The organism is Gemmobacter sp. 24YEA27, assembly GCF_030052995.1.
Classification (GTDB): domain Bacteria; phylum Pseudomonadota; class Alphaproteobacteria; order Rhodobacterales; family Rhodobacteraceae; genus Pseudogemmobacter.
This window is the reverse complement of the sequence record NZ_JASJPW010000011.1, coordinates 26,282-39,581: the sequence shown is the minus strand read 5'-3', so window position 1 is coordinate 39,581 and position 13,300 is coordinate 26,282. Positions and strand designations below refer to the sequence as shown.

Below are 13,300 nucleotides of genomic sequence, written 5' to 3'. Positions count from 1 at the left end.
TTTCGAAATGGTTGTATAATACATAAGAAATACACAGCTAGTGGACATGAAGATCATGACTCTTTCGCCACTGCCGGACGCAGAAAGGTAATTTGCAGTGGTAGGCCCATCATAAACCCAACCGACTGAACGGCACATAGTAGTGCAAAAAAATCAATTGCACGGTTTATCTTTTTAGATCTTGCTTGACCTCCAGTAAGTATGAATTGTGAAATTTTTGATAAGATTAACTTATAGTTAATCAAGATTGAGCATAGGATAAAGAAAGGAGTGAGAGACCTTGCCATTTGATAGTATGAGCTCTCGCTATTCGGCCTAAGTAAAGCCTGATAGATGGAGTTAGATATTATCAGCAAAAAGAACAAAGTGATTAATGTCATGTATGTGGCATTAAGTCTGCTTAACAGAAGAAATGGCAAAACGAAGATGAGGGCGAGAACTTGGGTCAGGGAATTTGGGATGCCGAAAGGAAGCGCCAGAAGTAGCTGCGGCAGTATTGCGCTTGCTGTTAGTGCGGTTGACCTGGAGATTAATCCAAATCTATTAACTTTATCGGCTGGTGGATTAATGTACATTCAGATCTCCACTGTGATGGCAATTAATACGCAATATTTATAGGTGGAGGGGGTGTACGTTTTCCTATTGCGAAGAAGGATTTTTGCGAATAATTCGCGCTATCCAAAGAAGTGAAGTCAGCTCAGCACCCAATACTGCAAAATAAGGTGCTTGCTGGAATGATGAAAAGGCAATCGGTACCAATGTTTGGGAGCAGTACGCTAGTAAAATAACTCGTGAAAATTTCGCCTGCTGATTGGTTGCAATTAGCGGCGCTGCTAACGTTGTCCAAATTGTGACGCATAGCATGGCTAGAGACATCAAGATAAATTCTACCCTCGACGCAATAAGATTGCCGTGTGACAGCGTTGACAGTATTGATGGGCCATACATGATTAGAATTATAGACGAGGGTAACATCACAAGTAGTGCGGCACTAATGTTTAGCCGCATCAGCTTCTGTGTAAGTTGAGTATTCTTAGCCTCGTACGCGCGCGTTAATTCTGGTATGCTCGCGCGGGATAAAAGGCCAGAGAATTGAAGGGGTGCCCTAGAAAGCATTCTTACTGTTCCAAATATAGCTGCCGACGCTGGACCCATGAACCATCCAATTGTCAGGATCATTCCTTGAAGACCGACGGCATTCGATATAGTCATGCTAAATGCTGCAAGTGAGGGCCGTGTGAGCTTAAGGATCGTTTCTTGATCGACCAAGCTCCACCCTCTCCGACACCACGGCGCTAGATTTGACATTAGAAAATGGAATATTAGTATCCATACCGCTCTTACAGACACCAAAACCGTCGCAGCTTCGATTATACCCCCCCGGACCATGCAACAATAACGACTCCTAGACCCTCTATTGGAATAGCCAAATCATTGACAAACTGTCCTTTCGCGAAATTATGTGTCGCAGTAAACACGGCTCGAAGAACAAAAACCTGCAGTGTAAGGATAGATGCTGCTACCATTAGCCCCGCGGCGACTTGCATATCATACATGGTGGCATCGTATTTGTGCCAAATTCCTATCCCAACCCAGACAGTGGCGCCCGATAAAAAAGATATGAGAGTAAGGAAAACCCACCCGGATTGGTAAACTCGATTTGCGGCGGTATCATCACCTCTCTCAAGGTGGCGAGTCATTTCAACACCTGCGGCTGTCCCAATACCAAAATCAGTAAGAGCAATATAAATTGGAATTGTGCTGAGCATAAGCCACTGCCCGTACGCCTCTGCGCCCCAAGTGTTCGATAGGACTGGCACGAGTGCGATTTGGGTAAGTAGTATCCATATTTTTCCCAACGCAATTGCGCCCACGCCTCCGGCCAATCTCCTAAAGATCGGTGAATTCTTCCAGCGTTTGCGTAGGGTAAGCATTAATTATTGTCTCTGCTTAAGAATTCCTCATAGGCACTATGTATTCCTTGCTTTAGGCTACGTGCATTATTCCAGCCTAGTTCATGCAGCCGGCTTGTATTCATTAACTTGCGTGGGGTGCCGTCGGGTTTGGCCGCGTCGAAGACCAAATTAACCTCATAGCCCACTTCTTTTGCGATTGTTTCGGCCAGCTCGCGGATCGTGACCTCGACGCCCGATCCGACATTGATATGGTCGAAGCCGGAATACTCTTTCAGCAGGAAGACCAGCGCATCGGCCAGATCGTCGCAATGCATGAACTCGCGCAAAGGCGTCCCCGAGCCCCAGACAGTTACCGTCTCTGCGCCTGAGACCTTTGCCTCATGGAACTTGCGCAGAAGCGCGGGCAGGACATGGGAGGAGCTCAGGTCGTAATTGTCGCCGGGGCCGTAAAGGTTGGTCGGCATCGCCGAGATCCAGTCGCGGCCATATTGCTGGCGATAGGCCTGGGTCAGGCGGATGCCGGCGATCTTGGCGATGGCATACCATTCATTGGTCGGCTCGAGCGGCCCGGTCAGCAGGCTGTCCTCGCGGATCGGCTGCGGCGCCAGTTTCGGATAGATGCAGGAGGATCCGAGGAACAGCACCCGTTCGACGTCATTCTCATGCGCGGCCTGGAGGATATTCGTCTCAATCATCAGGTTCTGATAGAGGAAGTCGACCGGAAAATCGTTATTGGCCTTGATGCCGCCAACTTTGGCGGCGGCCAGCACGATGGCATCGGGCTTTGTTTCTGCCATCCAGGCTTTGACCTGAGCCTGATCGACCAGGTCCACCACATCGCGACCGGCGGTGATCACTTCGCAGCCCTCAGACGCCAGGCGCCGCACCACAGCGCCGCCAACCATGCCACGATGGCCTGCGACCCAGATACGTTTGTTGGAAAGATCGTAGCTCATATAAGGCTCACTCGATGATGTTGGACGTAAGGGCGCGGCTCATACAGGTTTCGATGGCGCGGGCGCCGTAAATACCCATAGCCAGAGCCGCATCCCTTAACCTTCGACACTTACCTGCACGTCATGGCCGTGGGCTTTCAGGAAGGCGTGGCGTTTTGCGACTTTCAGGTCTTCGGCCACCATCTCGGAGCACATTTCCTGAACAGTGATCTCGGGCACCCAGCCGAGTTTTTCTTTTGCCTTTGCCGGATCGCCGAGCAGGGTTTCCACTTCGGCCGGGCGGAAGTAGCGCGGGTCGATGCGCATGACGACATCGCCCGGCCTGACCGCAGGCGCCTTGTCGCCCGAGACCGAGACCACGGTGGCGATTTCGCTCACACCCTCGCCGGTGAAGGCAAGTTCGATCCCCAGTTCCTGCGCCGACCAGGTGATGAACTGGCGCACCGAATATTGCACACCGGTGGCGATGACGAAATCCTCGGCCACGTCCTGTTGCAGCATCATCCATTGCATCCGGACATAGTCTTTCGCATGGCCCCAGTCGCGCAAGCTGTCGATATTGCCCATGAAGAGACAGGGCTCCAGCCCTTGGGCGATATTCGCGAGACCGCGGGTGATCTTGCGGGTGACAAAGGTCTCGCCCCGGCGCGGGCTCTCATGGTTGAAGAGGATGCCGTTGCAGGCATAGATGCCGTAAGCCTCGCGGTAATTCACCGTGATCCAATAGGCATAGAGCTTGGCCACCGCGTAAGGAGACCGGGGCCAGAAGGGCGTGGTCTCGCGCTGCGGGGTCTCCTGCACAAGGCCATAAAGTTCGGAGGTCGAGGCCTGGTAGAAGCGGGTCTTCTTCTCCAGCCCGAGGAAGCGGATCGCTTCCAGCAGGCGCAAAGTGCCGATCCCGTCGACATCGGCGGTATATTCCGGCGCCTCGAAAGACACTGCGACATGGCTTTGCGCGCCGAGGTTATAGACCTCGTCGGGCTGCACTTCCTGCAGGATGCGGGTCAGGTTGGAACTGTCGGTCAGATCGCCGTAATGCAGCCGGAAATGCGCGTTCGAGACATGCGGATCCTGGTAGATGTGATCGACACGCTGCGTGTTGAAAGACGAGGCACGGCGCTTGATCCCATGCACCTCATAGCCCTTTTCCAGCAGGAATTCGGCCAGGTAAGAGCCGTCCTGGCCTGTGATGCCGGTGATAAGGGCCTTTTTCATGTCTGTCTCGTTCTCTTGATCAGGGAAGCTTCTGTCGCTTTGGCGGCAGGATGGGCAATGGGCTGGGGCTGGCCGGTCAGGTCATGGGCGGCAAGGCGGAAGCGCTCGAGAATGCGCTTATTGTCCCAATGTTCCAGGGCGCGGGCCCGGGCGGCGAGCCCGCAGGCCTCGCGCTGTTCAGGGTTGTCGAGCATCGCGGAAATCGCCTCTGCCAGTGCTGCCGCATCGCCGGGCGGCGTGACACTGCCGCAATCTGCGATCTCATCGGCCAGCGCGGTGCCCGGCTCGGCGGTGGCCAGAACCGGGCGGCCCGAGGCCAGCATATTGGTCAGTTTCGAGGGCAGCACCGATTCTGAGACGCCCGCGATCTGGGGCAGGAGATGCAGGCTCGCAAGGCCCAGGAGATCCCCCAGCCGCTCCAGCGGTTGCAGCGGGAAGAAGGAGATATTGTCGAGACCAGAGGAAAGCGTCTTCAGCTCATCGAGGAACGGCCCCTGGCCGCAGATCACAAAGCGCAGATCCTTGCGATGCGCCAGCCGTTGCGCCACATCGGGAAGGATCTCAAGCCCTTGCTTATTCGCGATATTGCCAGAGTAAAGCAGCACATGCTCTTCGGTGATGCCGAATTCCTCGCGGTAAGGCGACGGGCCGGTCAGGGGCGTGACATCATCCAGCCTGGCCCAGTTGCGCAGTTCGAAAATGCGGCCGGGCGGCAGGCCTTTTTCCGACAGTTTGCGCAGCATCGGGCCCGAGATCGTGCTGACCCTGTCAAAGCGGCGATGGATCCAGCGGTCGAATTTCCGGGCCAGGCGGCCGGCAAGGCTGGCCGGTTTCAGAAGGCCGGTGGCAAAGGCGGCCTCGACCTCGAAATCCTGCACATGCAGCCAGCATTTCGCCCCCGAAAGCCGCGCCAGCGCCCAGGCGAAGGGGGCAGGCAGCAGCGCAGGCGCGATCACCAGCACCATATCGGGGCGCCCGATAAGGGCTTTCCAGGCCAGAACCGGAAAGGAGGTCAGCGCGAAGCTGGCATGGTGCAGAATACGCCGCGCGCCGGTGGGCTTTGCCGGCACGTAATGCGGACAGCGGATATAGCGGACCCCCGAAGGCAGTTCGCCCCGGCTCCAGAAAAAGCGCGAATGGCCGGGAAACACTTTCCAGGCCGGGAAATAGGGCTGGGCGGTGACCACGCTGACCTGATCGCCAGCCTCTGCCATCGCCTCGGCAAGGCCGGTTGTATAGAGCCCCGTCGAAATCATTTCGGGGGCGAAGTTTATACCAAGTATCAGCAGTTTCATGATTTTATCCCAGGCAGCAAGCCGAAAGATGTTCTGGCCGCTTGCCGGCTGCCTGGCTCATAGACGATTCCCATCCCCGCATACAGGCCATCCTGACAGGGTCTCTCAGGTGCGCGTCACAAGCTGGAGCGAGGTGAAAACCACAAAGGTGACAGGCCATATCGTGCAAAGGGCAAAGCCCATCATGCGAAACAGGGGCGAAGAGATGCCGTTGCGCCTTTGCTCGCGATAGGTCAGCGCGAGCGCAATCAGCGAAATCAGCAGATAGAGCACAACCGCCCCCTGGAACATCATTGTCTCTGTCATGCCATGTCCTCGCTTATTTCCCGGTCGCGCGCAGCACGACTCTGATGGTTTTCAGGATAAGGCCGCAGTCACCCCGAAAACTCAGGTGATGCTCGTAGTCTTCGTCAAATTGCGCCCTTGCCCGGAAAGAGACAGCATTGCGGTCCGAGACCTGCCAGGGGCCGGTCAGGCCGGGACGCAGCCGGTAATATGCCTGGCCCGGATAGAGATCTTTCTGATCCAGCATCATCGGGCGCGGGCCGACAATGCTCATATCGCCACGCAGCACATTCCAGAGCTGTGGCAATTCATCAAACGAGGTCTTGCGGATCAGGCGACCGATCCGGGTGATGCGGGGGTCCTGATCCAGCTTCTGATTGAGATCCCATTCACGACGGAGCCTCGGATCCCGGGCGAGACAGGCGGCAAGGGCCGCATCAGCATCACGCACCATCGAGCGCAGCTTCCACATGCGGAAAGTCCGGCCGTCTTTGCCAATTCTGATCTGGCTGTAGAAAGGTGACCTGCCGATAAGCAGCGCAAGCACAACCAGCACCGGCACCACAACAGGCACGAGAATCAGGGCCAGAAAAAAATCCAGAAAGCGTTTGCCGTAAGAACGGTAAAAGCCCTTCCTGGTGGCGCCTGCGAATGGAATCGGGGTCCGTTCAGCGGTGGTCTTACAGGATGTCGACAAGGCTCCGTCGGCCATGGGAAGTCCTAAACAAGTTATTTTTCGAGTTTCGCAAAAAAAAACTTGTTTACCAAAGCGCAGAACAGGGAAAGAGCCCGGGCGATCCGGGATCAGCGCACAGCTTTTAATCGTTCCCGATTATTTATCAACGCCCCTTTTTGTCACAGATTGTGACGCCGGTACCAGCCAATGCCGCAATCCTCATCATATTACAACCATTTTTAAACCATTAATATGACAGGGTCCTTGCGCGCGCCGCGCCAGAGCAGACAGGCGGTATCTTTGTGCAAAAAGCCGGGCTTCTGCCCGGCTTTTGTTCAGTTTTCGGTCAGATTGTTCAGCGGAACCGTGATCAGGCTGGGTGTGATCTGCGAGACGACCCTGTCCCATTTGGTGACCGGCTGCTGCGCGATATAAACCACGTCATTCGGGCGCATCTCGAAACGTGTCGCCAGCATCAGGCCGGCTGCGGCACCGGCATCAAGATGCCAGGCGGTCAGGGCGCCGAATTCACGCGGATCCGCCGAGCCGCGCAGCACGTAGATCTGTCTTGGATTGCCGGTCTTGGCCGCGATGCCGCCCTGATCGAACAGGGCATCGGCAAGGCTTGCGCTCTGGTCATAGGGCAGAGCCCAGCGACCCTGTTTGCCGACCTCACCGGTCAGATAGACATAGTCCCGCTTCTCGGCCCCAAGCTCGAGCCTCGTGTTGAAATTCGCGCGCTGCTCTTCCAGCTCAGAGCGGCGGATGCCCACTTCCTGGCTGAGTGCGGTGATGGCCGAAGAGCGCGCGCCCTGCAGCGCGAGCTGTTCGGAGAAATAGGCCTCGGCACGGGTCAGATCATAATCGCTGTCGACAAAGACCGTATCGCCGTCAAGGAGACGGGTTTTCTGGTAGCTCTGGTTGCGCAGGAATTCGGTGACGGGGATCTCATAAAGCGACCCCGCCCGATAGATGCGGATCACTGCGGAGGAGCGGTCAGGCGCGGCGATGCCGCCCACCGCTGCCAGCGCCGTGTCCAGCGTCAGCGGTGTCAGCGTGACCGGCGCCACACCGGGATTTGCCACAGCGCCGCCGATCGGCACTTTGCGGGCGTTGAATTCGGCCACTTCGAGGCTGAAGCTCGGATCCATCTGGCGCTCAACGAGACGCTGGAACACGGCCGCTTCGGCATCCTCCAGCGTCATACCCGCGATGCGGACCCGGCCGACATCGGGAATGGCGATCGCGCCGTCATCCTGGACGGTATAGCCTTGGCGATTGTTTTGCGCAGCCAGGAGGCCCGACAACTCGGCCACCGAATTGGCGGGCGCCTTGGTCGCGAGCAAAACCACATCCCCGACACCCACCTGATAGGGGGTCGCCGCGACGGCAGGCGGCAATCTGGTCGCGGGCACGCCCTGGCGTTGTTCGGGCAGGTTGGCGGGCGCGGGCAGGCCGCGCGCCATTGTGCCATGGGTGCCGGCCGTCGCGCTGAAGGCCGCAGGCAGCGCCCGCGGGCTATAGGCCTGCTGATTGGCGGCCAGTGTGGTTTCGGGCGTCAGGCCGATCACCCTGACCTTGGTGCCGTCCGCCACACCTTCGCGGATACTGGTGCTTTGATAGGCAATGCCGCAGCCTGCCAGCGACAGCGCAAGCCCGGCCAGGAGCGTGGCAAGCAAAGGAGGGTTACGCATCGGAGGCCTCACAGAAGGGGATCACAGAAGGGATAACGGGCTGGATCATGGCAGGAAGAGGATATCGACCGGACCAAAGCCCGGATCAAAGGTCTGAATGCTTTGCAGGATGCGGCCCTCCTTCACCCAATGGGTGCCGGAAAGCGCGCCACGCGGGCTGTGGCAGGTCTCATTGACGCGGAGCGCCGTAGTCCATTCCGCCTCGCCGATACGGACCTGTTCCGCCTGTGCGGGGAGAATGTCACAGATGTAAGAGCGGATCTCCAGCCGGTCCTCGCCGTCAAGCAGACGGTAGATGCGCGGCACCTGTGCGCTGCGCGCCTCGCGGATCAGCGCTGCCGCGGCACCGGTATCGGCGCTCATCAGATCAGTGCCGAGACCCCGGGTGCCGATGATCATGCCATCGCGCGTATAGATCTGCACATTATCCGAAGCCTGCCAGCGCCGGACTCCATCGCGCGCGCCCGCTTCATGCAAAAGCGCCGATTGCCCCGCTTTCGGGATCCGCACGATCAGGCGCGCAGCGCCTGCGGGCGCGGCGGAGACAGCTTCGCCGGGTGGGCTTCCGGCATAGCGGGCCATCAAGGCTTCGCTGGTCCGGCCCGCACAGCCGCTCAGGACCAAGGCTGCCAGCATAAGGGCCAGCGGCATCTTCAAAGGGGTCATCGCCGTCATGCGCTGTCTCATCGCCAGAACCGCCCCCAGCCGATGCCCCGGGCCGCATCCGTCTCATCCCGGGTCAGCCCGTAAAGCCGGTTGCGGACACTGAGCCTTGCGCCGCCATCGCGCTGGATCGGGCGGATCACCTGGCCCAGCCTTTGCTGCGTCGGCTGGCCCGTGACCCAGGACAAGGGCAGGCTGATGGTGATCCCCTTGTCAAACGAGCCCTCGCCGAAATCATCAAAGCTGATATCGGTGAGGGTGAAGAAGGCGCCCACTTCGAACCCGTTCCCGAAGCGCCGCGTCAGGGTCAGGGTCGAGCCGAGATCGCCCGCGAGATAGCGGCCCGCATCAATCTGGGCAAGATAACCGCCCCCGAAATCGTAATAAAGCGAGGCGTGACCAGTCAGCACATCATAATCGAGAAAGCCGAGCCCGCCGTCATAATCGCGCTGTTTCACATAGTTCAGCTCAACCCCAAGCGCATAGCGCCGCTCGACCGGGGCCCAGAGGAGTTCGCCCGAGACCCCGCCGAACATCTTCTCGAACATGCCGGCGCTGACGCGGCCATAGAGTTCCGGGCCGGGGCGGCTGAACCATTCGGCGGTGGCGAAGGCAAGTTTCGGGCCGGTGGTCTTGGCATAAAGCGCGGCATCCGAGCGCACATGCTGCTGGATCGAATCCGAGACGCGGGTCGAGGTGTCGATATTGCCCACCAGCTTTTGCCGGATCGCGCCCGAGAAATAGAGCCCGTTCCCCGGCGACCATTCGCCCAGCAACTCGGCGCCGAAATCAATCCGCAGCGGATTGTCAGGGTCAAAGATCGCGGTCTCGGTATAGGGCAGCAGCCGCAGCGAGGACTGGCTTTCCAGATCTAGCCTCGGGTCGGGCAGCGCGCCCGCCGCCGCAGCATTCAGGGTATAAGCATCGCGGATATCGGCGCGTGCATAGATCTGCCAGGCACCGTCAGGGGCGAATTCCAGCTCTTCCAGATCCTGGCGCGTGAGGATGACATCCCTCACGGCCATGCCGTGCTCCATGCTGCGGATGCGGAACCGGGTGATCTCAGCCGGCAATACCGCGCTGAGGACGCGGGCGGTACGCCCCCAGGCCTGGGCCGTATTGGGCCATTGCCGGTTGCTGATCGCCACCGTCGCGGTGCCGCCCTCGAAACTCAGCCCGTCGAGGCGGATGCCCTGATCCGAAAGCGCCTGCTCAAGCGCCGCGCGCCCTGCGCTGCCGGAGATATCGCCCCAGCTGGCCAGGGTAGCGGCGCTGCCGCGCGAGATGGCGGGAGGCGCGCTTTCGTGTCCCGAAGGCGCGGAGGGGCGGGTCGGGTCCAGCACCACCGTATAGCTCAGCGCGGCCTCGGAGCCATGCAGCACCGAAAGCCCGAGGATACCGCCATTGTCGAAGCGGTATTCCATCCCGAGATTGACCGGCGTGCGGTGGCGATAGCCCATGCGGGCAACCTCCTGATCCATCGCATCCGAGGAATACTCAAGGCTCAGTTGCAGCCGATCTGTTGCCTGCCAGTCCACCGCGAGAAAGAAAGCCGCATAGCCGCGGAAAAACCGGTCAAATCCCACACGCCCGGTATCTGCGATGCCTGTGAAGCCGCCGCGATCGTCGAAGCGGTCAGAGAGGATCGAAAGCGGATTTCGGAAGCTGCCATAAGAGCCGAACCGGCCCCAACCGATCCCGCCCGACGCGCTGACCGTCTCACTGAGGGTTTTCGATGCCACCAGATATTCAGCCGAAAAGATGCCTGTGCCGCCGAAATCCTGCAACCCCACCGAAAGCGCCGGGCGCCAGCCATCGGGATTTTCCGTCAGGATCTGATAGCGCAGGTCGAAGCTGCGGTCATAAAGCGAGCCGCCGCTCATCAGATAGCCGTCGAGATAGGAATAGCGGAAGACCCCAGTCACACGCGGGCTGATCTGGAAGGCCATGGTGGCGCGGCGGATATCCGTGCCAAACTGGTTCAGAGTGAAAGCAAAACTACCATCGGGCATTGCCCAAGCCGAAGGCATGTCGATATGGCCCGGGACCCCGTAAGAGGAGAGTCCTGGCATCCGCCGGTCATCGGCCTCCTGCGCCGCCCCTGGAGCTGCGAGGGTGGCAGTGAATAGGGCGAAAGAGGCAAGAAGCATCGCCCCCTTTTTCGGTGCGGCTCTCGCGTTTCTCTCGTCCGAAAAGGGATCCGCTGGCAGGCGTCGCATCTTTTCCGTTTCCAACCATCCGCGTCACGACCGGAAAGGCCTGGGTGTCGCAGTATTTCTGTTCTCAAAATCCCCCAAAGCCCCATGGCCCGATTGCAGGCCCGCGGGTGGTCAGGCTCTTGCGCTATGAGATCTGTTTGCCTTCACCCGTATAATAATTTTTGCCGTAGCTGGCATAGGCACCATAGCTGTCGCCATAGCCGTAGCGCCGCATCCCCTGCGGGTCGACCAGCGTCAGCACAAAGCCCGCCGGCGTCACATTGACCAGCTCAAGCTGGTGCATTGCGGCCCGGACCTGATCGGTCGAAGTACGGTCCCAATGCACGGCGAAAATCACCACATCCGCCTGTTGCGCGATGATCCTGGCATCAGGCACGACAAGGACCGGCGGCGTATCGATCAGGATCAGATCATAGAGCCCGCGCGCCTGCGCGATCAGGCCAGCGAAGCGCTCGGAAGAAAAGAGATCCGCGGCATTGATTGTGGTTTTCGATTCAGACAGCAGATCTCCGACGCCGGCAATCGGCTGAACCGCCTCCGACAGCGGGATCTTCCCCTCGATCACCTCGGCCACGCCGGGTTTCCCCTTGCCGATCCCGTCGAAATACTCGCTGAGCGGCGAGAGGCGGACATCGCCCTCGATCACCAGCACTTTACGACCAAGCATGGTCATATTCTGCGCCAGCGCCAGCGTCGTTGTGGTCTTGCCCTCACCGGGAACCGAAGAGGTGATCATGATGACCTGCGGCGCCTTTTCTGACGAAGACAGCAGGATCGAGACCCTGAGATTGCGGATCGCCTCGGCGGCGGCCGAAGCCGGGTTGCGCGCCAGATATCCCAGCACGCCCTTGCGGCTGCGCTCATCAATCTTCGGCACCTGGGCAAAGACCGAGCGGCCGGTCAGCGCCTCAAGCTCCTGCGGCGTGCGAATCCGGTTGACCATCATTTCGCGCATCAGCACGATCCCGGTGCCGATCATCGTGCCAAGCACCAGCGTCATCGCAAGGATCAGGCTTTTGCGCGGGGCGGAAGGCGCGGAAGGCATCACCGCCTGTGACAGGATCCGGCTGTCGGGGCGCTGAATCCCCTGCTGGGCGAGGGTTTCTTTCAGCTGGGTCTGGAACTGATCGTAAAGCAGGCGATTGGCCTCTGCCTCGCGCAGCAGTTGCTCAAGCGTCACCAGGTCGCGTGACTGGTTCTCGAAATCAGCGGCAAGCTTCTGCTCCGCTTCGCGCAGCGAACTGTCCTGGGCTTCGACCCGCGCCAGATCCTGGCGGGCGAACGCCGTCACACGGGCGAGGGCCGCATTGAAGTTACGGAGGGTCTCTGCAGGATCTGCCTGTGCGGATCCGGTCGTGTCGGCTTCCGGCTGATCCGTCTGAAGCCTTTCAGCCAGACGGATCAGCGCCTCATCCCCACTGGAAATCGCCTTTGCCAGCGGATCAGTGGCGCTTTCGATACGCTCAAGACGTAATCTCAGATCCGCCGCCTGCCCGGTCTGCAATTCGATCCGGCGCCGGGTTTCCTTGAGCTGCCGGTCCAGCGCGCCAAGCGTCTCCAGATCAACCACGCTGGTGGTGGCCCGGAACTCGCGCACCGCCGCCTCGGAAACGTCGATATTTTTCTTCAGAACGATCACCTGCTCCGACAGCCAGGTGATTGCGGTCTCGGTCGCCTCGAAGCGGACCCGCATCTGATCATCAATATAGAGACGCGCGATCGTATCGGCGATCTTCGCGGACTTCGCAGCGGATTCCGTGGTAACGGCAATCTGGAACACAAGACTGTTGGGTACGTTGGAAATCGTCACCTGATCCAGCAGCGCAGTGGTCGCAGATGCACGCTCCTGCGCGGCTTGTTCTTCAGGCGGCAAGACAACCGGATCAGAGCCAAGGCCGATGCTGCGACGCAGCGTCGTCGTCATACCTTCGGGCTGCAAGGCGCCGTTGAACTCGGGATCTGCGGTCAGATCCAGCTCATCCACCACCCGCCCGATCAGAGTGCGCCCGCGCAGAACCTGCACTTCGGTGTTCACAGTCGAACTGTCGGTCGAAAGCCCGCCGAGGATCGCACTCAGCCCCATGCCGGAATTTTCGCGCGCGTCCAGCATCACGACGGCATTTGCTGAATAAAGTGGCACAGCCACACGCCAGGCATAGATACCGCCCAGGATCATGCAGCAAAGGGCAGCCCCAAGCACCACCAGCTTGCCGCGCCAGAGGGTCCGCAGCAGGGCCAGAAGATCGATCGTATCATCAGTGTCAGACATGGCACCCGCAGCTGTCGGCGAAGGGGAAGTGTTCACGTGGGGCCATTCTCACATAAAACATCATATATAAAGCCCGTTCAGCCGTTTCAGATCAGGACCGCGCACCCACCCC

At 59.1% G+C, this 13,300-nt stretch carries 11 protein-coding genes; all 11 read right to left on the bottom strand.

Annotation, left to right across the window (positions count from 1 at the left end; genetic code table 11):
* Positions 1-53 precede the first annotated feature (53 nt).
* The 11 genes from QNO18_RS25515 to QNO18_RS25465 all read right to left on the bottom strand — a co-directional run bounded on the left by QNO18_RS25515 (position 54) and on the right by QNO18_RS25465 (position 13,188).
* The gene (locus QNO18_RS25515; RefSeq protein ID WP_283180229.1) at positions 54-575 is read right to left on the bottom strand and encodes a hypothetical protein; all 522 of its coding nucleotides are present in this window, start codon (positions 573-575) and stop codon (positions 54-56) included.
* 795 nt (positions 576-1,370) lie between these two features.
* Complete coding sequence (locus tag QNO18_RS25510) at positions 1,371-1,769, bottom strand: hypothetical protein (RefSeq protein ID WP_283180212.1); 399 nt, start codon at positions 1,767-1,769, stop codon at positions 1,371-1,373.
* 164 nt (positions 1,770-1,933) lie between these two features.
* Positions 1,934-2,872 (bottom strand): GDP-L-fucose synthase, encoded by a 939-nt coding sequence (locus tag QNO18_RS25505; protein WP_283180211.1) that lies wholly within the window; start codon positions 2,870-2,872, stop codon positions 1,934-1,936.
* 96 nt (positions 2,873-2,968) lie between these two features.
* Positions 2,969-4,087: a GDP-mannose 4,6-dehydratase gene (gmd, locus tag QNO18_RS25500; protein ID WP_283180210.1), complete on the bottom strand. Its 1,119-nt coding sequence runs from the start codon at positions 4,085-4,087 to the stop codon at positions 2,969-2,971.
* Positions 4,084-5,382: a WcaI family glycosyltransferase gene (locus tag QNO18_RS25495; protein WP_283180228.1), complete on the bottom strand. Its 1,299-nt coding sequence runs from the start codon at positions 5,380-5,382 to the stop codon at positions 4,084-4,086. Before QNO18_RS25495 ends, gmd begins: the two co-directional genes overlap by 4 nt.
* 105 nt (positions 5,383-5,487) lie before the next feature.
* On the bottom strand, positions 5,488-5,688 hold the full coding sequence (locus tag QNO18_RS25490; RefSeq protein WP_283180208.1) for a hypothetical protein: 201 nt from the start codon (positions 5,686-5,688) through the stop codon (positions 5,488-5,490).
* 13 nt (positions 5,689-5,701) lie between these two features.
* A complete protein-coding gene (locus QNO18_RS25485; protein ID WP_283180207.1) occupies positions 5,702-6,379 on the bottom strand; it encodes a sugar transferase in 678 nt (225 codons plus the stop codon).
* 299 nt (positions 6,380-6,678) lie between these two features.
* Entirely contained in the window at positions 6,679-8,037 is a 1,359-nt protein-coding gene (locus QNO18_RS25480; RefSeq protein ID WP_283180227.1) for a polysaccharide biosynthesis/export family protein, read from the bottom strand.
* A gap of 45 nt (positions 8,038-8,082) precedes the next feature.
* Positions 8,083-8,712 carry a YjbF family lipoprotein gene (locus QNO18_RS25475; RefSeq protein ID WP_283180226.1) on the bottom strand — a complete coding sequence of 210 codons (630 nt, stop codon included), beginning with the start codon at positions 8,710-8,712 and terminating at the stop codon, positions 8,083-8,085.
* A gap of 8 nt (positions 8,713-8,720) precedes the next feature.
* Positions 8,721-10,772 carry a YjbH domain-containing protein gene (locus QNO18_RS25470; RefSeq protein ID WP_283180225.1) on the bottom strand — a complete coding sequence of 684 codons (2,052 nt, stop codon included), beginning with the start codon at positions 10,770-10,772 and terminating at the stop codon, positions 8,721-8,723.
* A gap of 271 nt (positions 10,773-11,043) precedes the next feature.
* Positions 11,044-13,188: a GNVR domain-containing protein gene (locus tag QNO18_RS25465; protein ID WP_283180224.1), complete on the bottom strand. Its 2,145-nt coding sequence runs from the start codon at positions 13,186-13,188 to the stop codon at positions 11,044-11,046.
* Between the last annotated feature and the right edge of the window lie 112 nt (positions 13,189-13,300).

Excerpts from the sequence above, each read along its gene's own strand:
- QNO18_RS25475 (WP_283180226.1), bottom strand. The coding sequence starts at position 8,712 with ATGACGGCGATGACCCCTTTGAAGATGCCGCTGGCCCTTATGCTGGCA.
- QNO18_RS25495 (WP_283180228.1), bottom strand. The coding sequence starts at position 5,382 with ATGAAACTGCTGATACTTGGTATAAACTTCGCCCCCGAAATGATTTCG.
- QNO18_RS25470 (WP_283180225.1), bottom strand. The coding sequence starts at position 10,772 with ATGCCAGGACTCTCCTCTTACGGGGTCCCGGGCCATATCGACATGCCT.
- QNO18_RS25515 (WP_283180229.1), bottom strand. The coding sequence starts at position 575 with ATGTACATTAATCCACCAGCCGATAAAGTTAATAGATTTGGATTAATC.
- QNO18_RS25480 (WP_283180227.1), bottom strand. The coding sequence starts at position 8,037 with ATGCGTAACCCTCCTTTGCTTGCCACGCTCCTGGCCGGGCTTGCGCTG.
- QNO18_RS25510 (WP_283180212.1), bottom strand. The coding sequence starts at position 1,769 with ATGCTCAGCACAATTCCAATTTATATTGCTCTTACTGATTTTGGTATT.
- QNO18_RS25465 (WP_283180224.1), bottom strand. The coding sequence starts at position 13,188 with ATGTCTGACACTGATGATACGATCGATCTTCTGGCCCTGCTGCGGACC.
- QNO18_RS25485 (WP_283180207.1), bottom strand. The coding sequence starts at position 6,379 with ATGGCCGACGGAGCCTTGTCGACATCCTGTAAGACCACCGCTGAACGG.
- QNO18_RS25505 (WP_283180211.1), bottom strand. The coding sequence starts at position 2,872 with ATGAGCTACGATCTTTCCAACAAACGTATCTGGGTCGCAGGCCATCGT.
- gmd (WP_283180210.1), bottom strand. The coding sequence starts at position 4,087 with ATGAAAAAGGCCCTTATCACCGGCATCACAGGCCAGGACGGCTCTTAC.
- QNO18_RS25490 (WP_283180208.1), bottom strand. The coding sequence starts at position 5,688 with ATGACAGAGACAATGATGTTCCAGGGGGCGGTTGTGCTCTATCTGCTG.